Genomic DNA, 23,889 nt, shown 5'->3' with positions numbered 1-23,889 from the left:
AATGAATTCCAGGACAAGAGAAAAAATAGACAGTCTGTTAAAACTGATCTTTAAAGGAGCTGGATTTCTGACCATTACTTTGTTGGCTGGTATTTTTTTTCTGCTCTTTTCAAACAGTATTTTATTTTTCCTTGACGTTTCGCCATTAGATTTTTTTACCGGTTCGCAGTGGGATCCGGATACGCATTTTAGTATTATACCTTTGCTGGTGAGTACTTTTTGGGTGGCAATAGGCTCAATGCTCCTGGCCGTACCTCTTGGGGTTTTGACGGCCGCCTATTTATCAGAAATGGCTCCTAGAAGTTTGCAGACCGTTTTAAAGCCCATTATAGAAATGCTTGCGGCGATCCCATCTGTGGCGATTGGTTTTCTGGGAATCGTCTTGGTAGGTCCGGGATTGGCGCAACTATTCGGAATCCAAAATGGCTTGAATGCGTTGAATGGGTCAGTTCTCTTAGCCGTCATGGCATTGCCAACTATTGTGTCTATCAGTGAGGACGCCATTAATGCAGTGCCAAAGTCGCATCGGGAAGCTTCATTTGCATTGGGGGCAAATAAGTGGGAGACACTGTTTAAAGTAACTATTCCGGCAGCGTTTCCTGGGTTAATTGCTGCCGTAATGTTGGGTCTAGGGAGAGCCTTGGGCGAAACAATGACTGTGCTGATGGCGACAGGGAATTCAGCTGCCATTCCTAGAGGGTTTTTGGATTCTGTGCGGACAATAACTGCAACGATTGCTATTGAAATGGGGGAGGTACCTTATCAGACTACCCATTACTTTGCCTTATTTGCGATTGCTGGGTTGCTGTTTCTGATTACCATGGTAATCAATTTAACGGGTGAATTTTTCGCAAACCGGTTAAGAAAATTTGACGCATGATGGAGAGAAAACATTTTGTCAATTCATTCTTTTGGTTTATTCTCGGTGGCAGCACGTTGATTGTCGTTTCTTTTTTGGGAATTATACTGTGGGACATCTTTTCCAAAGGTTTTTCCAGCCTATCGTGGGCGTTTATATCTTCTTTCCCAAGGGACGGCATGACCCAAGGCGGTATCTTACCGGCGATTATAGGAACTGTTTTACTTACTTTGATCACTACCTTATTTTCTGTACCCTTTGGGGTAGCTTGCGCTATTTACCTGAATGAATATGCCAAACCAACCCTTCTTACAAATATTATTCGCGCTTCCATAAGAAATTTGGCGGGGGTCCCCTCCATAATCTATGGCCTATTCGGCTTGGCTCTGTTTGTGCAAGCGCTGGATTTCGGCACCTCTGTTTTATCGGCAGGACTCACGTTGGGATTGCTATCGTTACCTTATATTATCACGACTACTGAAGAAGCATTAAAGAGAATCCCGAACAGCTTGCGGGAAGCCGCTCTTGCTTTGGGCGTAACTCAGTTCGAGACAATAAAAGATGTGGTGTTACCAAAAGCTCTGCCGGGGATATTGACAGGGGTTATATTAACACTTTCAAGAGCTGCTGGTGAAACAGCACCAATATTATTTACTGGTGTAGCCTTTTTTATTAACGGGATAAGTGCATCTCCCTATCAGGAATTTATGGCATTACCCTACCATTTATATATGCTTTCCACACAGCACAATGAAATAGAACAAGTAAGGCCATTAGCTTATGGCACAGCGACAGTTTTAATTTTGGTAGTGTTTTCTTTAAATTCAATGGCTTTCTATTTGCGGTTTAAAAACAGGACACAAGATTAAACATGGAAGAGATTAAACTTCGGGCCGAAAACCTAAATCTTTACTTTGGAAAAAAGCAAATACTAAAAAATGTATCAATCGCTTTTCCAAAGAACCAAGTAACAGCACTTATTGGGCCTTCTGGATGTGGAAAATCTACTTTGCTTCGCAGTTTTAACCGCATGCACGATTTATCTCCTGACGCTAAGATTGAGGGAAAACTGTTTTTGGAGAATTTGGATTTATATGATAAGAAGAATTCCGTAACAGATATTCGGAAAAGAATAGGAATGGTATTTCAAAAACCCAATCCACTCCCAAAAAGTATTTTCGAAAACCTTTCCTATGCGCTGAATATCCATAATTATCCAAAACACAGCATTCCCAATCTAATCGAAGCGGCTTTGAAGGAAAGCTTTTTATGGGATGAGGTGAAGGATGAATTGAAAAAGCCCGCTGTAAAATTATCCGGCGGACAGCAGCAACGCCTTTGCATCGCTAGAACCGTCGTACTGAGACCCGAAGTGATCCTAATGGATGAACCATGTTCTGCGCTTGACCCTTTAAGTACGAAAAAAATAGAGGAACTCATTGAAAAGCTTAAAGAGAATTTCACTATTGTCATTGTCACCCACAACATGCAGCAGGCGCAAAGAATATCGAATAAGGTAGCATTTATGTACCTTGGTGAAATCATTGAGTTTGATACCTGCGATACTATTTTTAAGAATCCAAAAAACGAGTTAACCCAGCGCTATATTGGAGGGCATTTTGGATAAATTCGAGTATATGTTCAACAAAAAATCTCTAAGTTCAGGCTAGCTAAAAAAAAGTAACTTTGACTTTGGGTAAAATTTTTACCCTGACACAGGTTGTGCCAGGGTAAGGAAAATGGGCATTATACTCTTAAAGGTGATTATATCCCTTCGGTTTAGAAATCACAAATTCTTGTTTGAGAATGTGATTTAAAATTGGTCTTGGTTTCACTTATTTCTTTCATAGCTGCCGTTATCAAAGATAACCTTAAAGTCAGATTCAAAAAGTCTACTGGGTTGGTAATAATCTGTAGTGATAACTTGTGCACCGGATTCCTTTGCCTTTTCAAACCTACTATAGTCATTTTCCCTCGCTTCTTTGGTGTCAGCATCTGCCCTGGTGCGAACCATGTAGCCAAGGGATACCAAGTTTTTTATTTTGTCAAAATTATTGACTGGATCATTGATGATTCTAAACGCAGCTTCAGGGTTTCCTTCCTCTTTGTTAACGAATAATGTTGCACCATTAAAATTCTCAAAATTAGACAGGTATCCGTCGGTTTTTTCATTTCCCTCATCCAAAACAAACAAAAACCGGTTTTTTAATTCCTCTAGTAAAGGCCAGCCTTTTGCAAGAACCGCTTGCTCCAAGGTTTCAAAATCACCTCTTACCAAATCTGGTGTTATCAAGTCTTCCCCGTCGAAAATTTCCAGTATCTCTGAATCGATACTTTTTAAAGCTTCGGCCGTAAATGGAAGCGGATCTCTCAAAAGCGGTATTTTCCCGTCCTTCGCATTGATAGTAATTATTATGGGCGTATGTCCTTCATTGGACTGAGACCATTTTTTCAATTCCCTCAGGGCATCTTTGAATAAAAGTTGATGGCTTCTAAAATCTATTTCTTGGACATGGAAGACCTTTAACCCGGGTAGTCGCAACTTTTGTTCTACGTCAAAAGGTTCCGGTTCTTCACCCATGGATTTTACTATTTCCAATCCTTTGGGGTCTGAATAGTAACCTCCTTTAGGATCATAAAATACGTCAAGTTCTAAGCCACGCAGTCCCAGATTCAATTGGTCCGAAAGAGGTATATGTTCATATTCCAAGCCACTTAATGCAGGTCTCGATTTTAACAAATATTCGAACAAAGGTCTTTCAATCCCAATCTTGTAACTGTTGTGACTTCCAATAATCTGTATATCGTTTAGTTTTATTTCCGCTAAACTTTTGAGCGCAGAATTACTGAAAAAAGCCACCGGCATGATCAGTAATAGGATGGTTTGTAGCAGTTTCATAGGTCAGTCTTATTTTTCGTTTTGCTCTTTATAGTTAACAAGCTTAACATCATTTGGTATTTCAAAAAAATACGGCAAGAAAAAATCTTCCTTGCCGTATCATCGTTATCCGTTAGTGGTTTAATACCCTTGGTTTTGTACTAAAAATCCTTCTTCATTAGAAGCACCGTCCATCGCCCGTTGAGGGATCGGGAATAAGCGTTTGTTGACATCGGCATCAGTCTTTCCTGTCCAACTATCCTCGTATTTCCCAAACCGGATTTGATAATTTCTTCTAAATCCTTCCCAGTAAAGCTCGAATCCCGTTTCACGATATAATATATCAAGATCAATGGAGTTCAAGGCAGCAGGGGTTTGATCAGGGCGGGCGTTTCTGGAAGTCCGTAACATATTGACATCGGCCAACGCCCCTGCATTATCCCCTTTTCTCAATTTTGCCTCTGCGCGCATTAGGTATATCTCTCCCAAGCGAATCAAAACTAAATCTACACTACTGTATGAACAACAATTGGGAGCCGTACGACTGAATTGATATTTTGAAAATCGATATCCAGTGTTGTGCAAACTTCCCGGACCGCTAAAATCTACGTTCAACGAATGGTCAACATAGGTCAAGTTTGCGCCACTGGTTCTTCTATTTATAACGGGATAAATCCGAACCCTTCCATCGGGGCACCTCAAAATATTTCCACCTTCGTCCTTCCTAGGGCCCCATATAATGCCGCGAAGTAATCCCCTGTCCATTTCAAATTCCTCGGCATCCACACAGTAGTAGTGGTCTGAATCGTTCATTGGAGTCACACCGGTAAGGTCTCTAAGTTCATCGGGTATTGCCGTGTTCTCCATAAAGAACCGGGCATCGGCATCGGCAGGATCGATATTGCCATACGCATCTACCCAAGTTTGGTAGAAATCAGTTGTAGCTGCTACTGCATCCGTTCCACGTGTATTCGGGAATTCAGGTCTTGGAATCTGATCTCCGGATACTGACCAATAGGCCCATCGTTGGTGGTCAGTTTGGAGTACACCTCTCTGGTCAAGTGCAAATATCAGTTCAGGATTGAAATGGTTATCATCGCTAAACAAATCAAAATATTCAGGAGATAATACATACGGCCCAGAAATAATATCCGAAGTATATTGGATAACCTTATCCATATCCTCTATCCTAAAGTCAGGTGTACCATATGGATTGCGGTAAACGGCGGCATTCAAATATAAACGAGCCAATAAAGCTTTAACACCATCTCTAGTCAACCTACCAGGACCCTTATCGTTGTTGATGACATCCACGACTGACAGAAGTTCGCTTTCAAGATAATCGATTGCAACTTGTCCCCGTAGAATTTCTGATCTGTCGCCAGTAAGCTCTTTCTTGAAAACTAAACCCCAATTATCAAGTGCTAACATATTGAGATATGCCTTCATAGCAACCATTTCATAGTAACCGGCTTGTGCCCCAACATTTCCTGCTTGAGCCTCTAGGTTTAATTGCTCGGCAGCAATTACTGCTCTTGATAGCGTTAGCGTGATATTGGTCCAAGTATCTGTTACCAAACCATTACTGGGGGTCATAAGATGCTGATGAACCGCAATGAATTTGCCGCCATCGTACCAGTCCGTACCCCCACGATAGGGAAGGATACCTTCATCAGAAGATACCTCTTGAAGCCCAAAATTCACAGTATGCAACCATACACCGTGTCGGAGAAGTCCGTATACCGGCGCTATGGACCCACTTACAATTTCCGCTTCGCCTGTTCCTGTCAGTGACTCATCTAGGATATCTTCCTCTAGTGTTGTACAACCGAAGAATGCGAATACGAACACAAGTATCGGTAAGGTTTTGTTTATTAATATATTTTTCATTTCGTTTTATTTATCTATGAAGTATTAAAAGAATCGTTAAATTCCCTCTTAAAATGTCAAGTTTAGACCAATCAAAAATGTTCTTGCTCTTGGATAAGTAAATCGATCAATACCAAAGGTTTGGATTCCACCTGACGTAGCTCCCGTATTGACTTCGGGATCAAATCCTGAATAATTTGAAATGACGAAGAGGTTTTGGCCGGTTATTGAAATATTGATGTTCTGGAAAGTGTCCCCCAACCCTAAACTGTTAGAGTTCAGGTTATAACCAAGGGTAGCGTTATTCAATCGCATAAAAGATCCGTCCTCCAAATACCGTGTCGAAACAATATTGGCATTGGTTAAAGCTTCATTCGGGTACTGGATCGCAAAATCCGTAGTATTGTTTGACTGGGCCAATTGTGCCCTATTAAATAGGGTCATGGTGGTGTGATTGAAAACTTTGTTTCCAGCCACCCCATTAAAATTCAAACTTAGGTCAAAAGCTTTGTACTTAAGGTTAGCATAATACCCGTAGATAAACTTAGGAATTGCGCTACCCACAACGACACGGTCATTGTCCAGTACTTGACCATCTCCGTTGGTATCCCTAAATAGGTTCTGGCCATTATCAGCATCAATTCCATCAAACTGATACATATAAAAAGCACCCAACGGCTCATTGTTAATATAGCCATTAATGGTTGCACCGGTTTGGCCGGAACCTTGAGCTGCTCCTGTTACTAAAACGGAGTAAGGTGAATCTTCAACCCTGTTTTGGATATGGGTGATATTACCTCCGATATTGTAAGAGAAGTTTCGCTGAACGTCACTGCTGTAGTTTAATGACAATTCTATGCCGTTGTTTATAATTTTCATGTCTGGAATGTTGTTCCAGTAGGTGGAGGTGGGCTGTACCGGATCGGCAGGAACAACTTCCAAAAGTATATTGGAGGATTCCTTACTAAAATAATCCAAAGTACCTGTCAATCGGGAATTAAAGAATGCGAAATCAACACCTAAGTCAATTTGAGTGGATACCTCCCACTGTAGATCCGGATTAGCCAATCGAGTGAATATAATCCCGTATGGATAGTTTTGGAGAGAATTTCCTACAACATCGATGGGATAGGTACTGATGCTTCCGGCACCTGTTTGTAATCGTTCTTCCAAATAACTTGCTTTTGTAATCTTGGATGGGATCTCTTGGTTGCCTGTTTGCCCCCAGCTTGCCCGTAGCTTTAGATTGTTGAAAATCGAACCAGACATAAAATCTTCGTTGCTGATATTCCAACCCAACGCAAAGGAAGGGAAATAACCATATCTATTGTTCTCACCAAATTTGGAGGATCCATCGGCACGAAAGGTACCGGTAAATAGATATTTATTGCCATAGGTATAATTAACTCTGCCGAAGAATGATTGCAGTTCATTTTTGATTGCGGATGAATTTACGGAAGTAGGAAATTCAGTAGTACTGGTATGGTCTTGGAATATAGGTTCAATATTATTATTTGCGAAGCCACGGTAAGAAGTTATTCTGTTTTCATCCATAAATTCTTGGAACGAGTGCCCGCCCAATAAGATAACATTGTGAACATCATGGTTCCACATGTAGGTAAGTGTGTTTTCTACCAATTGATTGGTATTTGCATTAACTGAACCATCCAATGACCCATCAGAAATATTTGACTCATTTATCACAGCGGGAAATGGTTTGTATTGCTGGTATCTATTGGTAGCGGAATAATCAACCCCAAGATTCATTTTATAAACTAGACCCTCTAGTATTTCGAATGACGGTGAAATATTCGCCAAAATCCGGTTACTAATGGCATTGTCGCTATATAAGTTATATCTGGCAAGAGGATTTAATGCGTTAGTATTCAATAAGGTAGGCTCACCGTCCGTGTATGGAGCAACTGTCGGATTTAAATTGAGCATATCACTTATGGTAGAAGAAATACTTGGGCGTAAATTTTCGGTACGGGAAGCCGTAAGATTATAGTCTATGTTTAATCTGCCATTGAACGCCTTCTGATTCATATTTAATTTGCCGGAGTAGCGTTTAAGCCTACTATTCTTTAGGATTCCCTCTTGATCTTGTACACCCAGCGAGGTGAAATAGGAGAAATTTTGATCGCTGGCTCCGCTCATCGAAAAATTGAGATTGTTTGATCTTCCCGCTTGGGTCAACTCATCTTGCCAATTTGTATTCCCACCAAAATCTTGCAACGTTCCACCCACGGCCACTACTTGCCTTCTAAATTCGTCAGCATCGAATACATCTATTTGGTTAGAAAGTGTCGAAATTGCGGTAGATGCTGAGAAATTCATTTGAGGTTTTCCGCCTCCTTTCTTCGTAGTGATTACTACCACCCCGTTAGCAGCCCTAGAACCATACACTGCGGTTGCACTGGCATCTTTGAGCACATCGATACTTTCAATATCATTAGGGTTAAGAAAATTCAGCGGATTGGTGGCTACCCCCGTAGAGGAATTGTCCAACAAAAAACCATCAACCACATACAGCGGCTGTGTTCCAGAACGCAAACTACCGATACCTCTGATGATCACATCCTGAGCCGCACCGGGTTCACCGCTATTAGCGGAAATGGATACACCGGCCAATTTACCCTGCATCAATTCACCTGGATTCGTAACTACACCCTTGTTAAAACTCTCCCTATTAACAGAAGCAATCGATCCCGTTATGTCCGACCTTTTTTGGGTACCATAACCAACAACGACAAATTCTTCCAAATCGGAGCTATCTGGGTTTAATTGGACTGATATGATCGAATGACCATTCACTGAAATCTCCAACTGAGTGTATCCGACATAAGAAATCTGAAGGATAGCATCAGGAGCGGCATCTATCAAAAACTTTCCATCAAGATCGGTTACTGTGCCAGTTGTTGTACCTTTTACAAGAATTGTTGCTCCGGGTAGCGGTGCTCCCGTTTCATCTGTAATAGTACCGGAGATCGGTTGTAGATCTGTAATTAGTCTTGACAGATCTTCTTTCGAATTATTTGCTGCCTCCTTGTTGATACCATTAGCAAAGACTTTGGATAAATTAGTACCAAACCCAGCTAAAGTCAACAAAATTGTTGAAACGCAAATGAATTTAGATAATCGTAATTTTAGATTCATAAATTTTTAGTAGTGGATGAAGAAAATTTTTGAAAGTTTTCAAAATTTTTTCAAAGCTAGTCCGCTGCTTATTAAATGCTGTTAAGTGGGAGTTAGGATTGTATTAACAAAACTTAATTAAGCGTATTTAAAATACATAAAACCGTCTATAATCCTATAAATCAATATCATCATTAAAAAATTTATACCGTGGTTAGATTTTTGAGTTGCGGTTTATCTTTGGAAATAGATAACTAGGTGGTTAGGGGGGCTATTATCTAAAACAAATCCCAATAACAAAAAAAGCTAACATGGTTTCGTTTGCGGTACCCTTCTTGCGATAGATTTAGCTAAAAGCAGGACCGTAAAAATGGGATTAAATAAAAAAGTAATAATTTTCATTACAACAGCCGTCCAATTCATCATCGACCTAATAAAACGACCTATGGAGGATAGAAAAGAAGTGGAAGGAACAGCAAATTCAAACAAATCCGATCAACCATCATATACGAAAAAAGTATTGATTGCTGCTGGGATTTTTATCCCGATCATTCTTATCCTTTGGTTATTCGGGGTAGCATTTAAGGTCCTTTTGCTGATTCTTGCTGCGGTTTTGGTGGCCTCGTTATTCCGGGGAATTGCGGGTTACATCCATAGGTACGTAAAAATTCCAATGGGATGGTCTCTTTTGGCTTCAGTACTGCTGGTCATAGGTTTTTTTGCTTTGGCAGGCTTACTTATTGCCCCACAGGTGGGTGATCAGGTAAATCAGTTGGCCGAGAAACTTCCGGAAACTATTCAGAGTGCCAAGGAAAAGTTGAACCAAAGTCCACAGGGTAGAAAATTGGTGGATCAGATTCCTGAGAATCCCCTAAAGTGGTTACAGGAGAAAAGTGATGTGCTTAAACAGTCAATGGGGGTTTTCTCGGCTACGTTCGGAATATTGACCGATCTTTATATTATTTTCTTCGTCGGTATGTTTATAATGGCCCAACCTAAACCCTACCAGAAAGGGATTGTAAGTCTGGTGCCACTTTCGAGCCGGGGGAGGGCCCAAGAAGTATTGGATAAGCTTGGAAGTACTTTGCAAAGATGGATTGCAGGCAAACTTTTTTCCATGCTTGTAGTTGCCGTCTTATCCTCACTCGGATTATGGATTTTAGGTGTTCCCCTTGCCCTTGCGCTCGGTTTTATTGCAGGTCTCTTATCATTTGTACCCAATTTTGGTCCCTTAGTAGCGCTGGTTCCTGCAGTTTTGGTAGGTTTAATGGAGGGGCCAAATACGGCCTTATATGTTGTGATTTTATATATTGTCATTCAGGCGGTGGAAAGTAACCTGATTACTCCAATGATACAAAAGCAAATGGTCTACCTGCCTCCCGCAGTTATTCTGATCGGCCAAGTATTGTTGGGCATATTGGTGGGTGGATTGGGGTTGATTTTAGCCACCCCAATTATTGCTATTGTTGTGGTAATTGTCCAGATGTTGTATGTAGAAGACGTTTTAGGAGATAAGTCAACCAAGAAAGGAGATTAGGCAAAAATACCAGGATAGTCAGGGGAATGTGATCAAAAATTTGACTTGTTCCGTGTTTACGCATAAATGAGCAAGAAATTCCTCAAAATGTAACTTTTTTTGAATTGTAACCCTTCGGGCGAAACTTATTCTTTTAGGTGCTTTCAGTATTAAAATTTCTTTTGGCTTTTTGGATGCAGGCAGTTAGGATGATTAATAAGTAATTTTGTTTTGGTTAAACCGAGTAAAACTAAAGTAATACTAGAATTTCGTCAAGATCTTTCCTTTTTCTTTTCCAACTGTTTTTTTCTTCGATTGTGTTGAATAGTATCAAAGAATCCCGGAGGGATTCCCGATTTAATATCCCTAGGTTCTTACTCTGGGACTTCCAAACAGCGAGTAAATAGCGTTTTAGCCGCTATTTCCTTTTCCATGGACCCGTAATCGCAAGGGTAATTCCGGGTTCCTGAATATTTAAAAACAAGGTGTCACCGGATGGAGAAAATACAGCACCCGCAAACTCAGATTTGTAACCTATATTGGAGGCCAACATGTAAAACTTTCCGTCGGGCGTTACCCCCACCAAATTAGGTTCAGACACGTCTTCACACATTATAATGTCTCCCCAAGGAGCAATAGTAAGATTATCGCAACTTTTGACAATCTCCGTATTATTTGGTTCAATAAACAATTCTAGTTTTCCAGGGGATTCTTTTTCCCGAACTGTTCCTTCATATTGGCTTGGAATGTATTTGAAAACTTGCCCTTTGGAAATATGGCCGCCGTTGGTACAGGCAAAGTAGAGTTCATTATCCCCAAACCACATTCCCTCACCCCTCGCAAATCTAGCCGCTCCATTTTCAAATCCTTGTATTCTCAGGTCATTATCAGGGGATTCTACGTTTTGCAAATCTACCCAAGACACCTCAAAACTTTCACCGATTGGGAATTTTTCACTCTGCAATTTACTCCAATTTCTGGTGTCAAAGCTTTTTCGGTCTTTAATCATCATAGCTTGTAGCCTACCGCCCTTAGCCAATTTTCCCGGCTCATTAGGTATATATCGATATATTAAGCCGTCCGAAGTGTCTTCGGTTTGGTAGACAATACTTGTCCTTGGATCTACAGAGACCGCTTCATGGTTAAATCGTCCCATTCCGGTCAGCGGAATTGGATCTGCCAATCCAATCTTTTCTGTTGCTGGGACCTCAAAATTGTATCCATGGTCTTTTTCCGCATATCCCCCAGCCGAACCTGCTTTTTCTACAGTTTCCTCACAGGTTATCCAAGTGTTCCAAGGGGTAAGACCTCCAGCGCAGTTTCTTACAGTTCCAGCAATACTCAAAAACTCCGTCTCTATTTTTTGGGTCTTTTCGTTGAATACGATGTTTGTGGTACAGCCCATTCCAGGTTTTATACCTTTACCATAATCGTACATCTTGTTTTTATCAATTTTACTCAATAGCTCATTTTTCTGCCCAAAAGGTCCTTCGCTACTAGCTCCAATTGAATTTTCGTGGTTTCTCACCAATATGACTTTATCGGCATTTCCTTTGAAAGCCGCCATTCCGTCCGCTCTTCCGGGAACAAAAAATCCATCGCTCATTTTATTGCCCTTTGTTGATATCACCTTCACATCAAAGCCATCAGGCAACATCAGAATACCGTCTTTATGAGCCTTTAGAGGTCCATAACCGACTTCTGATAAAGGTGAAATATTTCTGCCGTTTGCGCTTACGTTTTGGGTCAGATTAAATAAGCCCATAAAACCAACTCCTACTACGGAGGATTTTAAGAGAAACTTTCGTCTGGAAACGTCATTTTTGTTGTTCATCGTGTATTATTTTATTTTACAAATTTTGATAACATCGGATCAAACTCTTTTGTATTAACTTTCCTGCATGTCGATTTCTAGTTTGATTCAAGTGGAAGCATTTTGAATTGTTCATGCAGGTCTGCGATAAATGATCTTTATTCACAGTTGAAAATCATACTTTCTAGGTAAAGCTAGAGAATTTAAAATTAGTTTTTTATTGTAACTCATTTTAAAAGCAATATTATGTTATGTTTAAGTTTTTCAAAACGGTCTGTGCACCAATTTTAAATGGTTTACATCTTTATTTTGGATGGATGGGAAAACATTCGGTATGTTTGCAATACATAGGTGGTCATTCACAGAGAAAAACGCAAAAGGATAATATATCTCCAGGTATGTCCACCCATCTACAATATACTACAAATTTTTCTGGGAATACGGGGTTTTATTATCCGGTGATAATGAACGAAAATATTCTCCGGGATACATTGTATACGATAAACAGAAACGAAATTTCACCCTCATAATAGATTTGATTTTAAATTTTCTGACAAGAGGAAGGTTAACCAAATTTGGGATATAACAGGTCACGAGGATTATTATTTCTTCTATTATTACAGTGTGGAACATCAAAATTCCATGTTTGTCTATGACAAGAAAAACGATAAGAAATACGACCTCAAAAATGGATTTAAAGGTGATGACGGGAAAAATTACATTATATACTCATTTGGAGATGGTGATTACTTTTATTTAAAAGAGAGATCTGACGAAAAGGGTGTTGAATTAAATCCTATTGTGGGTATCTTGAAGTTGACGAAATAAAAACCTAGGGCTAAATATTTGGCTTGGTGAGACTGTTCGAGAACTTAAAATAAAAAAGCCAAAAAAAACTAAAAGTTGGATTACCGGACTTGTCCGGGTTTTTAAGCCTTGTTCCCATTCGGAGTTACTGTATGATCGTCCTGAACGTCAGGTTTACCCGGGGTCTTGAGATGAGCTTGGTAGGAGGGAGGCGGTGCAACCAATAGGTTTGAGTGGCATCTTTCATTACCAGAAGGCTGCCATGTTCCAAAACAAGTGTAACTTTCTCCTTTGTTTCTTTGTGTTTGAAAGCAAATTTTCGTTCTGCCCCGAAACTCAGTGAGCCTATGGCTCCGTCTTTTTTCAGGTCTTTCTCCCCGTCACTGTGCCAGGCCATCCCTTCATCTCCGCTGTGATACAGGTTGAGCAAGCAGGAATTGAAGGTTTCGCCTGTCTCTTTTTCAATGGCCGCCTTTAGTTCCAACAACTCTTTGGTCCAGGGGAGCGCATTTTTGGTAACCTTTGAGTAGGTATATTCGAAAGGCTTCTCACCATACCACGCTACTTTGCGTTTGGTAATGATTTTCTTTCCGAAAATAATGGCTTCGTCATTTCTCCAATCTATGGTGTTTAACAAACAGTCAAAGTAATGATTGGCTTCGTGGGATGGGAATAACTTTCCAAAGTAATTGACTTTGCCATCCTTGGGCAACCAATTCTTTGTTTTGTCAATTTGGTAGTCGAATAATTCCATGTTTAAATTTTTGATATTGTTTCTTCAAGCAGTGACTTCAGGGGCGATAAAATTTACAAGAAGATTCGGGTGGCCCAATTTGATTACATCGCTGTTATCCCCGAGTATCTCATCTACCAATCCAAAATCTACCGCTTCCTCCTTTCATTTTCCAATCTATTCATTTTTTGGAGAAGCGTTTGGAGTAAAATAGTCTGACACTGGATTGATGGCAAAGAAGAGACAAAATTTGCTACGTTTTACCCAAATCACTTAAACTCAGTAGAAATAGAATTAGTTCGGAAGAAATTGCCTTTCAAACCTGAAGAAGCCTATTTTGAGCGCAGAATATAGCTGTATAAAAGTTCAGAAAGAGCCAAAAAGTTCAGCGAATTTAAAGCGTTCGCTAGGTAGTGTAAATAGAAGACTTTTCGGGAAATATTACTCGGTTGCTGGATATTGCATCAAGTCATTTGGGTAGCAAGGGAGATGAATGTGTTTTAATTGGTAATGAACGGCAATATTTACACAGTTACCGGAATAATTCCAAACCCTGGGCAGATACCATCTCACATTTTTTCAGAGGGGATTTAAGTTTACTTTGGTAATTTTTGTTAGAACTCTAGCATTTACTACCTTTAAATATTAATAAAAAGTTAAGAGATGGAAGCGAAGTTTATTTAATTCCTTTCTGACTTTGAGTCAATACATTTTGAGACAAAAGGTTTCAACCTTTACGAGCAATTTTAGATTAGGTCATTAATTTAATTATGTTGGATGAAGAAGCAATACCCTACAGGTCCCGTTACGCATAAGATTAGGCAACTGAATCGTTTGGATATTTTTAAGCAAAAGCGAATGGCTATTTTTGAAACACTGTCAGACAGGGAGACTGAGGTGCTACAGTTAATTGCTCAAGGCAAAAATAATCCTAAAATTTCCCAAGAACTTTTAATTTCAAGAGCAACCGTGCAAAACCATCGTGCTATGATAAGACAAAAGCTTGATATAAAAAATGAACAAGGCTTTATGAAGTATGCCCTGGCATTTAATCTTATCGACTTTTGAAGGAAATAGCGTATGGCACATTTTTCGGAAAGTGAGCTTTTGGAACGGTTTCATCTATATATTGCCTCAATTGAGGATCAACTATGGAAGCGGGAAAATTCAGGCGACATCATAGACGACATTCCATTAATTACCATCATAAGCAGGCCTGAAGTTCTAGAGTTCATCAACACCAATAAAATCCATCAGCAACTTACCGGATATTCTCCAGAAGAAGTTCGGGAAAACAGTGAGGCGTATACTGGAAACATTGTTCATTCAGATTCCTTGAAAAATGTTAAGAAATTTCTACCTGAATTTTATGCGAGGCAGGGTTCGCATAAAACCATGGCGTTTGTTCAATATGCTAAATTGCTGGGAGAGCAGGAATATTCACCATTGATCACTTTTACCAAACCGCCAAAATCCCCCAATAGCTCGGTCATAAGGTTGTCGGTCACTCCTGGGGAGATGGGTAAAATGTCGGGAAAGATGGAAAGAATCGTAAAAATGGACCAATTCAGGTTGAAGCATTTTAAAAGATTCCAGCACCTTACCTCTCGGGAAATAGAAATAATGAAATTATTGGCCTATGGACATACCAACCCAAGAATTGCCGAGCAGCTTTTTATTTCCAGACAAACGGTGGAGACTCATCGGAAAAACATAAAATCAAAACTGGAGCTTGGCTCTTTTCGGGACCTTATGCGTTTTGCACTAGCATTTGATCTGATAGAACTTTAATTTTTTTATTAAAACGATATTTCCAGAGCTGCAAATAGGTATTATATCCCATTAATTCAGTTGTTTCAATAATACTTTTTTGCCAACAGGAAAGCTCAGTATTTGTGGGATTTGGCCAAATATACCCAAGGTTGATCATAGGGCTGCAGTTGTTTTCCCATAGCTTTGAGGTCTCAGTTTTTAACACTGATTTGCACTATTTTATTATTAAAAACCAAATTTACATTACTATGAAAGATATTTTAAACTTAACGTTTTTGGCCGCTTTGGCCGTATTTTTTTCTTGTACAACAGATGAGGATCCCACTGATACTCAAAGTAATCCTCCTGAGGCCTGTTTTGATACGGAAACAGTTGAGGGGAAAGTGGGGGATGAATTCAAATTTACGAATTGTTCTCAACATGCCGAACTTTATGCATGGGATTTCGGGGATGGCACCACTTCAACGCAAAAGGACCCTATTCATAATTACGAAGATGTAGGAACCTACGAGGTTACCTTACTTGCAGGAGAGGATTTGAATGGAGATGGTGTTCTGAATGCCAGTGATGACCCGGCTTCAACAGTTCTGTCAATAGAAATTTTACCACATCTTGCGGTAGAGTTGACGATATACAGTGCCAGTGATTGGACACCAGAAAATCCAGAAGATGCTGTTGTGCCCAATGCAACTATTTACCTTTATAAAGATCACCAAAATTCGTCTGATTTAGGAGAACCAGATTACACCTTCACCAGTGATGAAAATGGAAAAGTGATGTTTTACGATCAGGAGGTAATGGCTAACTGTTTCGTTGTTGAAAAAGATGGTGAAAGTAATATTGTGAATGGTTACCTAACAATTGGTGTATTTCAAAATCAAGAAGATATTGATAATTCTACTCAGCAAGAAGGGGCTAGCGTTGGTGGTTTTAAGTTTGCGGATATAAATAATGATGGTGTAATTTCCGCCTCTGATCAAACCGTATGTCAAGGAATTTCCATTTCAACTGATGAAACCTTTACCAGCGACGTGTTTATCGGAAAATAAAGCTGAAGCCCAAAAACTTCTTTGAATCTAATGCTTTATAAAATTCAAATATTATGAAACTATTTTTATTGAGATCCATTCTTTTGATAAAAGCTAGGCGATTATCTGATCCAACGGAATTAAGATTTTATTCCCGAAAGGCACTTTCGTTTTTACTATTATTTTTTACTATATTTTTTACGTCCTGCCCTGATTCCGAGCCAGATGATCCCATTGATCAGGATGAGACAAAGGATCAGTTGGCAGAATTAGTGCTTATTACCACTGAGGAAGAAATGCAAGACGATTGGTTGCCAGATGATTATGATTTATCCAATTGGTATGAATACTGGGAAAAAAATAATACTCCCCCAAGAATTGAAGGCAAGTTGATTGAATTTACAGTCACGGTCAATGTACAAGACGGTGAGGGAAACCCTGTAAAAGATGCCAACATAAATTTTTCTCCTGAGGCAGGAGCAATAACGCCGTCTACTGCAAAATCAGGTTCAGATGGAACTGTAACAGCTTTGTGGAAATTTGACGGATCATGGGAAACATGGGGAAATTGGGATCTTACAATAAATGGTTTTACCCCTGATGGTGAAAAACCATTAGATGGCTCTCCAATAATAGTTCAGGCCGTAATTACTGCCCCCCCGGGGGTATAACTATTAGTACCAAAAGCAAAAATTAACGGCCATGAATTTGTTTGGCTTGAAGCAAGTCCGATTTGAAAGTTGTTCACTTGTCTTTAATCATTTTTAATGAAAAAAAAATGAAAAAAATATTACTCTCTGTCACCATTTATTTTTTAACCTTATCTGCTTATTCCCAGCAGACCTTTATCGGGATACAAAATAGCCCCAGAAAGGGAATGATTCATGCAGCCATGAATCCTGCTGAGCTGAACCACCTATCCAGGAAGGTTGAATTCAATCTGTTTGCAGTGGGGACTGCTGCCAGCAATAATCTACTTTCTATTCAAGATGTTAGAAATGAAGGTGATTTATATGATTTGGCCTTGGACCGCATGGAAGGACCCGTAAATGTTAGGGTAGAAAGTCAGGTGTTAGGGCCTTCATTTGGTTTCCATGTAAACAAATGGTCTTTTGGATTCATATCCCAGGTGTTTGCAAAAGGTGATGTCATAAACCTAGATGCAGATTTGGGGCAAGCCTTAAACAGTGGTGACTATAACAACGGAAATTATGAGGTCACTATAAACAGTACTTCTAATCAACGGGTAAATGCTGCTGGTTGGGCGGAGTTTGGGTTTATGGCGGGCCGGGAAATTTGGTCTAAGGAAAACCATTTATTATCCGCTGGAAGTTCGTTTAAATTTCTTATTCCCGGAGCTTTCTTGAACGTGGGAATGAATAATCTTCAGGGTGATATCATTACGAATCAGGATGAATCCAGACTGTCAAATGCGAGAGGTTCCCTTCACCTCAGTTACCCCCAGAACTTTGAAAACTGGGATGAAGGCACGATGCTTAACAAATTCTCCTTAAAAAATATTTCGGGATTTGCGGTAGATCTGGGCTTAAGTCACCAGTGGAAAAAAAATGGTGTCGCCAAACTCAGTTCTGGCCTTTCCCTAAGAAATTTGGGTGGAATGAATTTAAGTTCGGGGCAGGTAACCAATACCTATGAAATGGATATTCCGGAGGAAGAACACTTTAGGTTGGATTTACTTGATGGGGATTTTGATGAAATAGAAGACCAATTGATAAGCAGTGGCTATTTCACCAAGAACAGCCCGGTAGGCAATACGCGGGTAAGCCTTCCGACTATTATTTCTGGCTATACAGATATTCGAATCTCCAAAATATTTCAAGTAAGCTTATTTGGGCAGCACCGGCTCTCAAACCAAGAAAGTAATACGCAACTTGGCATGCAAAACGTTTTTGCCGTTACACCAAGGTTGACTTTGGGTATCTTTGAAATTTATTCACCTTGGGCCAATTACGAAATATCCGGAATCACCGGAGGGGCTGGAATACGGTTAGGAGGATTTTTTGTCGGAAGCCAATCTGTTTTGACTGGTCTTTTTTCGGATTCGCAACAGGCAGATATTCATCTAGGGTTAAGTTTGGGTTTTGGGACGCGTAAAAATAAACCAAAAAAATCTTCAGTTTTGAATGAGCTTTCCGGAATCGAATAGGAGGGATCCGTTTTTACGTCGTTCCGTTATGCTAACAGATATGATTCAAGGTCATCAGCTTACTGGAAAACTCACTGGGTTTAATAAATTTCATCCTTTAATTCTCCTTACGGGTTACTTTATTTTAGTCGTATTATTTGTTCCTTAAATGCTCTCTCAAATTTAGGCATCGTCTCTATGAAATACCAGAGGATATTTGCCAGTGACCTTTAGGAAACCAAATGTGCGTTCGTAATAAAGGCCAACCAATCCATCAAACATTTTCCTTTTGAAACAATGCCGGAATAGTCATCAATATGATCCTGAAATCAATCCAAAACCAAATTTTTCGGAGTATTCGTTGTCAAGTCGCACTCTTTAATCCTCCGACATTGGTCCGAGCTTTCCCCTTTTGGTGACTTGCCACATGCCTCTAATTCCAGCAGGTGCCAAAAACCGCTTTGAAAAATGGTATGTGGTCTGTTTTTCTGCTTCATATATTGGAAGTGGTCTGTTTCCAACAATTAACATATCACCTATAAAACATTTAACAGTTGTGGCAGTTCATATAAAATGGATTTTCTTAAAAACATGCCAAATCCAGTCAGTCAACTTAAACATGAGGTATATTTCCCTCCATAATCCAAATTAATCCTTCCAGCCCATTGAGTTTTAAGATAACTTCAAATTTATCATCGAGCTTGTTTTTTAGCAAAAGTCCCATGACTTGTTGATCCTCTATCAATAAAAGATTTTATTAATCTAAAATGATTTAATAATTTTCCTTTCCAAAGCAAATACCGCAACTTGCAGGCATTCGAAGTACATAATAGGATCGTAAAGGATTATCAAGACTATTTAAAGGGCTTTAATATTGTTAATGAATTGATAATCAATTCTGCAATAGCTTTGTAACCGTCCGTATTGGGATGTACCCCATCACTTTCAGTAAACAGCTCTGGTCTGTGATCCAACGGTCCATTGAGATCGATAAAGTGAACGTTCTTCTCAGTCGCAACCTTTTTTATCATACCAATAAGTTCTTGAAGTCTCGGTTTGCGGACTGTCAGTCCGTCTATTCGTTCGCTATTGAGTCCTGGGGTTTCCAAAACCATGGGTGTCGGTGCAGCTATGAAGATTTGTGGGTTTGATGGCAATGCTGAAAATTCATCGATAAGGTCACGGTAATCGCTTCCAAATTCATCCTTGTACTCCCAACATTTTCTGTCACCGCAGGTACCCATGCCGCAGGTATCGTTCGTGCCAAGGCTAATGATGATAATATCCGGGTTTGCTTCCTTGATTTTAGGTAGCTCATTCCATACGGTAGGTATGCCTTTTCTTATAAGGGTTAAACTTCCTACGCCAAAATTTTCCACTGAATAACCTTCCCCAAGAAGTGCCTGTAGTTGTGCCGGATAGGAATCTTTGTCCCTGTCATCAAGTCGTGCCCCGTAGGTAATGCTATCCCCGACACAGGCCACTTTTATTTTTTCCTTGGTGCTAAAACTTGCAATAGCAAAAAGCACGATCAATGAAGTGGTAAAAAAAATAAGGAGCGTTATGTGTTTTTTTATCTGTGTCATAGTTCTAATCTTCTATATAAAAAACTTCAAAACCTTGTATTATCGGGTCTCCCTTTGATTCCTTAATGGTTAGGCGGATCTGGGATAGCGCTATATCTTCGAAATCATGGATAAACTTGTGTCCGATAACTGAACCTTCAAAAATCGATTGCCACCCAATTTTTGTTTTACCTTCCAAGAGAAAAGCTCTAACCCGCTCTCCTTTGGAAATATCCTCCCGCAAAAGGATGTGATTGATATCGGTCCTTTGTTTTAACTTAAGTGTTAGCTTTTTGCCATTTCCCGAAGTTGCTGCCAAAGGAGTGCTAAACCGCCTCTTGATTTCATCACCCCATTCCTCTAAGCGCTGCACATCGGGTTGGGGTAGCAACCCTTCGGCGTCAGGTGTCAGTCCAATAATAAGTGTAGTGTTATGCCCTACACTATTATAATACATGTTCATGAGATTTTCCAACGGAAAGATATGCTCCTCATCTCCGGGTTCCCAAAACCACTCATGCCTTCCATTATAGCCTCGTAGGGGTGCATCACTCATTGCAGGCATGAAATAGTTGCCGTTTGGATCCCCCTCCTTAAGCAGTTGAAAATTGTTTTTATACACTACCTCCTGATTGGTTGCATGAGAATATGGAAAAGGATACGTGCTCCAACTGGGGTAAGGGACCGTTCCGGATTCACTTCCACCCCAGCGGATGTCGGCGCGTTGGGTATTATGGTAGAAAATACCGTTGGGTTGGTGTTTTTCAAAAACGGAAAGTACGTCCGGACCTCCTTTTTCCGGGCCATGTGCCCCGCCGTCAAACCATACGATGGCCAAGTCTCCATAATTGGAGCAAATCTCGCGCACCATCTCCTCGCACATTTTATTGTAATGGGCCTGCCTGTTTTGGGCAAATTCATTATTCCCTTGCACCGTAAAATCATGCACCCCATAAAATGAATTCCAGCGGATACCAATATATATTCCGGGTTGTATTCCATATTTACGACAGGAATTCACAAAATCTTTGACAATATCCCCTTTTCCTTCCTCCCAGTTCACAGCTTTCAGTGAATAAGGATTTACCTCACTTTGGTATAAGGCAAAGCCGGTTTCATGGGTAGCTGTTAAAATGGCGATTTTAAACCCCGCATCCTTAATGGCTTTTATCCATTGGTCGGTGTCCAGATTTGTAGGGTTGAATATGTTATAATCCTCGATCGGCGTGATTCTATTTTTAGCCTGGTTATACCGCTTGCCATCAAAGACATGCAGGTCGTAATGGAAAACAGCTACGAGTTCTGCATTTTGCCAATCCAACTGGGCTTGGGTAGGAAGTGGAACATTGGCCACGTTTTGGGCTTCAACCGAAAATATCAATCCTGTAAGGATACTTGTTACAGCGATGAATAATTTTGACATAACTTTTATTCACTTTTATATTTTAGCACAAATACATATTAAAAACAGTGATTTTTTTTTATTAATTGTTATCATGTTTACCAAAATTTATGCTGTTTGTTAACTTTAAACAAATTCAGAAACCATCTATCACTGATATTATGGTCAGTAAATTCTTTTATATGCGGCTAGTCTATCGATTAAGAGATTTTGAGGAGTTCGACGGTAATTTCCATTCCTTAAACCTATAAATAAATTTGTGACTGATGCAAGAGCCCTTAAAAAATATTTACCATTCCTTGTCTGTCAGATCTTCGACCATAGGTTCAAAAGCCAAGTTTCTTTATTCAGAAACAAAAAACCAATATCTTGTTCGCAGAGGATCACTTACGTTGATGGGCGTGTGTGTAGGGGAGCTTAAGCCCCCCCTTAAAAATACAAGGTCAATTCAGCGGTATGGAATAAGAAATGGAGGGGACTGATCTGGGAAGATCCCCGGCATATTTTGGGATATGGATGGGTTCATTTTTAAAACTCATTCGGTTTGCTTTATGTTGATTAATGCCACCTATGATCCAAAATGGTGCGCCTGCCGCCATAGTTAACAATCCTACTAACATAACAGGGGGTCCTGCGTCAAATGTTTTTTCGTTTAACAACATAAACAATCCTGTGGCACTTGCCACGGCACCTCCGGCTACCACGATTGAACCTATTGTTGTTTGCCTTTTACCCTTAATTAATAGCTCTTCCTTGGTCTTTCTTTGTCCAAATGTGTTTGCTGTACTTCCCAGCAGGAGGAAAACTATAAAAACAGCACTCATAATTGATTTCGTCATGAATTTTTGGTTTAAAGTGTATTTGTTAAATTAAAGGTTTTTGATCTGGTAATGTTACCGACCTATCTGTAGGCAAGTGTTTAAACTCGAATTTTGCACTAGTCTTTCCCCGCCTGTCAAAGTTTTTCGGCGGGATGGACTGATTTTCTTGCATTTTCGGCCCTTCCTGACATTCGTCCGGAGGGGCCACCATGAATTATTAGGCAAAATTTAAGTTAAGTAGAACTCTGGAACCATTGTTAAACTTGCAGGAAGTTACACCCAGGAAACCAAAAACAAAAAACTTTATATCATGATTGTAAATGATTTGTGTTAGGTTTTTACTTCAGGAAAAGCATCGGTTTGCAGGGCACCTACAATCCTTCCTCTAAAAGCTTTCGGGGTTTCTCCCAAGCTTTTTAAACCCTGTTGAAATAGGAAAAGAATGGAGGAATAATCTACTTAGGTGCACATTAAAGATTGTTGGGGAAAAACTTATACATTTTATGTTCACTATCTTTCAACTTCTATCAATACTTCCTGCTCAAGGCATTTTTTATACTTATGAAAAAGCCCCACCAGTTCCTCGATCTCACTGCCCAGGTTAAAATGCCGTTGGAATTTGTACTGCCTATTGTAAATCTCATCGATTATCAATAAGCATGAATTACTTTCCAAAGCCAATGCTATTCCACTTGACTCCCCTTTATCTAATTCAAGGTTTATTAACTTAAATTTCTGCGGGTCACTCACCTGCTTTATTTTTATCCAATCAGGGACTTCAATTCCATATTCTTCTGCAATTTCAGGAGTAATCACAATTTCTTTATAAACCTTTTTCAATAAATTTAATTCACCAATATTTGTAAGAGCAATTAAGCTGCTAGTATCTGATATAATTATTCTATCAGGCATTTTCTAAATCTTCTTCTAACTCATTATAGTCGTACCCGAACAGCGAAACATCGTATTTTCCAAGTAATTCAACAAAAGACCTCTTTGATATACCAACCATCTCTGCTGCTTGGCCCGAACTTAATTTGCCATTTTCATACAGTTTTGAAGCGATCATCATCTTTATCTCAAAATCATTCATTTTTAAGCTATCGGGTATTTGCATGGTGAATAGGCTCATATCTTTTTCTGTTCGTTGACTTCTTTTACTCGATGGAAGATATTTAAAATCTCCAATATCTGCAACCTTTTCTTTATAAGTTATATAAAACGGTTTAATTCATATGCTTTCATTTATTGGCACACCAGATTTTATGCATTTGTCATTTGACGGTTTTCGGAGAACCGTCCTAACAGCAAGTTTAACGCAATACCAAAAAAACTGAATTTGCAATTATTCCCGCCATAAGTAAGCCCTCACTTTTCCAATTTAAGTTTTTCTGACATTCTGAAATCCGCTTTTTCTAACTTTTCAATTAGGGGTTTTATTAATTATTCTTTCAGGCATTTTCTGGATCTTCCTTCCTTTCACGAAGCAGGGCATACTGTTGCAAGCTGGTATATAAAAAATGTGAACCCATTGGTCAAATTGT

The 23,889-nt window shown here is 39.6% G+C and carries 20 protein-coding genes; 9 read left to right on the top strand and 11 right to left on the bottom strand.

Annotated elements, in window-relative coordinates; genetic code table 11:
* Position 1: 1 nt before the first annotated feature.
* From pstC to pstB, 3 genes are read left to right on the top strand one after another with little or no spacing between them, the layout of a single operon-like run.
* Entirely contained in the window at positions 2-880 is an 879-nt protein-coding gene (pstC, locus tag FQ608_RS17795; RefSeq protein WP_158859803.1) for a phosphate ABC transporter permease subunit PstC, read from the top strand.
* Positions 877-1,728, top strand: coding sequence for a phosphate ABC transporter permease PstA (pstA, locus tag FQ608_RS17790; RefSeq protein ID WP_158859801.1), 852 nt, complete (start codon positions 877-879; stop codon positions 1,726-1,728). The genes pstC and pstA overlap by 4 nt, the downstream gene beginning before the upstream one ends.
* 11 nt (positions 1,729-1,739) lie before the next feature.
* Complete coding sequence (pstB, locus tag FQ608_RS17785; RefSeq protein ID WP_199856405.1) at positions 1,740-2,486, top strand: phosphate ABC transporter ATP-binding protein PstB; 747 nt, start codon at positions 1,740-1,742, stop codon at positions 2,484-2,486.
* 204 nt (positions 2,487-2,690) lie between these two features.
* On the opposite strand, the gene FQ608_RS17780 is transcribed toward pstB, so the two are convergent.
* From FQ608_RS17780 to FQ608_RS17770, 3 genes are all read right to left on the bottom strand, one after another.
* Positions 2,691-3,758 (bottom strand): phosphatidylinositol-specific phospholipase C1-like protein, encoded by a 1,068-nt coding sequence (locus FQ608_RS17780; RefSeq protein WP_158859798.1) that lies wholly within the window; start codon positions 3,756-3,758, stop codon positions 2,691-2,693.
* Positions 3,759-3,878: 120 nt separating this feature from the next.
* Entirely contained in the window at positions 3,879-5,627 is a 1,749-nt protein-coding gene (locus tag FQ608_RS17775) for a RagB/SusD family nutrient uptake outer membrane protein (RefSeq protein WP_158859796.1), read from the bottom strand.
* 48 nt (positions 5,628-5,675) lie between these two features.
* The gene (locus FQ608_RS17770; RefSeq protein ID WP_234364255.1) at positions 5,676-8,714 is read right to left on the bottom strand and encodes a SusC/RagA family TonB-linked outer membrane protein; all 3,039 of its coding nucleotides are present in this window, start codon (positions 8,712-8,714) and stop codon (positions 5,676-5,678) included.
* 472 nt (positions 8,715-9,186) lie between these two features.
* On the opposite strand from FQ608_RS17770, the gene FQ608_RS17765 reads away from it, so the two are divergent.
* Entirely contained in the window at positions 9,187-10,278 is a 1,092-nt protein-coding gene (locus FQ608_RS17765; RefSeq protein WP_158859792.1) for an AI-2E family transporter, read from the top strand.
* A 397-nt stretch (positions 10,279-10,675) separates the two neighbouring features.
* Here the strand turns inward: FQ608_RS17765 and FQ608_RS17760 are convergent, their stop codons facing one another.
* Both FQ608_RS17760 and FQ608_RS17755 read right to left on the bottom strand, forming a co-directional pair.
* Positions 10,676-12,091 (bottom strand): alkaline phosphatase PhoX, encoded by a 1,416-nt coding sequence (locus tag FQ608_RS17760; RefSeq protein ID WP_158859790.1) that lies wholly within the window; start codon positions 12,089-12,091, stop codon positions 10,676-10,678.
* Between the two features lie 931 nt (positions 12,092-13,022).
* Positions 13,023-13,631: an alpha-ketoglutarate-dependent dioxygenase AlkB family protein gene (locus tag FQ608_RS17755; RefSeq protein WP_158859788.1), complete on the bottom strand. Its 609-nt coding sequence runs from the start codon at positions 13,629-13,631 to the stop codon at positions 13,023-13,025.
* A 756-nt stretch (positions 13,632-14,387) separates the two neighbouring features.
* Between FQ608_RS17755 and FQ608_RS17750 the strand changes: the two genes are divergently transcribed.
* The 5 genes from FQ608_RS17750 to FQ608_RS17730 all read left to right on the top strand — a co-directional run bounded on the left by FQ608_RS17750 (position 14,388) and on the right by FQ608_RS17730 (position 18,578).
* Positions 14,388-14,678, top strand: a complete 291-nt coding sequence (locus FQ608_RS17750; protein ID WP_158859786.1) for a response regulator transcription factor — start codon at positions 14,388-14,390, stop codon at positions 14,676-14,678.
* A 12-nt stretch (positions 14,679-14,690) separates the two neighbouring features.
* Positions 14,691-15,401 carry a response regulator transcription factor gene (locus tag FQ608_RS17745; protein ID WP_158859784.1) on the top strand — a complete coding sequence of 237 codons (711 nt, stop codon included), beginning with the start codon at positions 14,691-14,693 and terminating at the stop codon, positions 15,399-15,401.
* Positions 15,402-15,631: 230 nt separating this feature from the next.
* A complete protein-coding gene (locus FQ608_RS17740) occupies positions 15,632-16,432 on the top strand; it encodes a PKD domain-containing protein (RefSeq protein WP_158859782.1) in 801 nt (266 codons plus the stop codon).
* Positions 16,433-16,485: 53 nt separating this feature from the next.
* Positions 16,486-17,082 carry an Ig-like domain-containing protein gene (locus FQ608_RS17735; RefSeq protein WP_158859780.1) on the top strand — a complete coding sequence of 199 codons (597 nt, stop codon included), beginning with the start codon at positions 16,486-16,488 and terminating at the stop codon, positions 17,080-17,082.
* A 107-nt stretch (positions 17,083-17,189) separates the two neighbouring features.
* Positions 17,190-18,578 carry a hypothetical protein gene (locus FQ608_RS17730; protein WP_158859778.1) on the top strand — a complete coding sequence of 463 codons (1,389 nt, stop codon included), beginning with the start codon at positions 17,190-17,192 and terminating at the stop codon, positions 18,576-18,578.
* A gap of 357 nt (positions 18,579-18,935) precedes the next feature.
* Here FQ608_RS17730 and FQ608_RS27910 read toward each other — a convergent pair whose 3' ends face one another.
* The 6 genes from FQ608_RS27910 to FQ608_RS17700 form a co-directional block, all read right to left on the bottom strand.
* A complete protein-coding gene (locus tag FQ608_RS27910; RefSeq protein WP_317168934.1) occupies positions 18,936-19,088 on the bottom strand; it encodes a hypothetical protein in 153 nt (50 codons plus the stop codon).
* Positions 19,089-19,411: 323 nt separating this feature from the next.
* On the bottom strand, positions 19,412-20,143 hold the full coding sequence (locus tag FQ608_RS17720; RefSeq protein ID WP_158859777.1) for a GDSL-type esterase/lipase family protein: 732 nt from the start codon (positions 20,141-20,143) through the stop codon (positions 19,412-19,414).
* Between the two features lie 4 nt (positions 20,144-20,147).
* Positions 20,148-21,545 (bottom strand): alpha-L-fucosidase, encoded by a 1,398-nt coding sequence (locus tag FQ608_RS17715; protein WP_158859775.1) that lies wholly within the window; start codon positions 21,543-21,545, stop codon positions 20,148-20,150.
* A 422-nt stretch (positions 21,546-21,967) separates the two neighbouring features.
* Positions 21,968-22,363: a hypothetical protein gene (locus tag FQ608_RS17710; protein ID WP_158859773.1), complete on the bottom strand. Its 396-nt coding sequence runs from the start codon at positions 22,361-22,363 to the stop codon at positions 21,968-21,970.
* A gap of 492 nt (positions 22,364-22,855) precedes the next feature.
* The gene (locus FQ608_RS17705; RefSeq protein ID WP_158859771.1) at positions 22,856-23,257 is read right to left on the bottom strand and encodes a DUF3368 domain-containing protein; all 402 of its coding nucleotides are present in this window, start codon (positions 23,255-23,257) and stop codon (positions 22,856-22,858) included.
* The gene (locus tag FQ608_RS17700; protein ID WP_158859769.1) at positions 23,250-23,477 is read right to left on the bottom strand and encodes a UPF0175 family protein; all 228 of its coding nucleotides are present in this window, start codon (positions 23,475-23,477) and stop codon (positions 23,250-23,252) included. The genes FQ608_RS17705 and FQ608_RS17700 overlap by 8 nt, the downstream gene beginning before the upstream one ends.
* Positions 23,478-23,889: the final 412 nt, after the last annotated feature.

It is taken from the genome of Lunatibacter salilacus (assembly GCF_009797935.1).
GTDB classification, from domain to species: domain Bacteria; phylum Bacteroidota; class Bacteroidia; order Cytophagales; family Cyclobacteriaceae; genus Lunatibacter; species Lunatibacter salilacus.
Note: the sequence above shows the minus strand (reverse complement) of the source record. Positions and strands in the feature narration are given on the sequence as shown.

Excerpts from the sequence above, each read along its gene's own strand:
- FQ608_RS27910 (WP_317168934.1), bottom strand. The coding sequence starts at position 19,088 with ATGTTAATTGTTGGAAACAGACCACTTCCAATATATGAAGCAGAAAAA.
- FQ608_RS17780 (WP_158859798.1), bottom strand. The coding sequence starts at position 3,758 with ATGAAACTGCTACAAACCATCCTATTACTGATCATGCCGGTGGCTTTT.
- pstA (WP_158859801.1), top strand. The coding sequence starts at position 877 with ATGATGGAGAGAAAACATTTTGTCAATTCATTCTTTTGGTTTATTCTC.
- FQ608_RS17760 (WP_158859790.1), bottom strand. The coding sequence starts at position 12,091 with ATGAACAACAAAAATGACGTTTCCAGACGAAAGTTTCTCTTAAAATCC.
- FQ608_RS17710 (WP_158859773.1), bottom strand. The coding sequence starts at position 22,363 with ATGACGAAATCAATTATGAGTGCTGTTTTTATAGTTTTCCTCCTGCTG.
- FQ608_RS17715 (WP_158859775.1), bottom strand. The coding sequence starts at position 21,545 with ATGTCAAAATTATTCATCGCTGTAACAAGTATCCTTACAGGATTGATA.
- FQ608_RS17765 (WP_158859792.1), top strand. The coding sequence starts at position 9,187 with ATGGAGGATAGAAAAGAAGTGGAAGGAACAGCAAATTCAAACAAATCC.
- FQ608_RS17730 (WP_158859778.1), top strand. The coding sequence starts at position 17,190 with ATGAAAAAAATATTACTCTCTGTCACCATTTATTTTTTAACCTTATCT.
- FQ608_RS17755 (WP_158859788.1), bottom strand. The coding sequence starts at position 13,631 with ATGGAATTATTCGACTACCAAATTGACAAAACAAAGAATTGGTTGCCC.
- FQ608_RS17720 (WP_158859777.1), bottom strand. The coding sequence starts at position 20,143 with ATGACACAGATAAAAAAACACATAACGCTCCTTATTTTTTTTACCACT.
- FQ608_RS17775 (WP_158859796.1), bottom strand. The coding sequence starts at position 5,627 with ATGAAAAATATATTAATAAACAAAACCTTACCGATACTTGTGTTCGTA.
- FQ608_RS17745 (WP_158859784.1), top strand. The coding sequence starts at position 14,691 with ATGGCACATTTTTCGGAAAGTGAGCTTTTGGAACGGTTTCATCTATAT.
- FQ608_RS17740 (WP_158859782.1), top strand. The coding sequence starts at position 15,632 with ATGAAAGATATTTTAAACTTAACGTTTTTGGCCGCTTTGGCCGTATTT.
- FQ608_RS17735 (WP_158859780.1), top strand. The coding sequence starts at position 16,486 with ATGAAACTATTTTTATTGAGATCCATTCTTTTGATAAAAGCTAGGCGA.
- FQ608_RS17700 (WP_158859769.1), bottom strand. The coding sequence starts at position 23,477 with ATGAGCCTATTCACCATGCAAATACCCGATAGCTTAAAAATGAATGAT.
- pstC (WP_158859803.1), top strand. The coding sequence starts at position 2 with ATGAATTCCAGGACAAGAGAAAAAATAGACAGTCTGTTAAAACTGATC.
- FQ608_RS17750 (WP_158859786.1), top strand. The coding sequence starts at position 14,388 with ATGAAGAAGCAATACCCTACAGGTCCCGTTACGCATAAGATTAGGCAA.
- FQ608_RS17705 (WP_158859771.1), bottom strand. The coding sequence starts at position 23,257 with ATGCCTGATAGAATAATTATATCAGATACTAGCAGCTTAATTGCTCTT.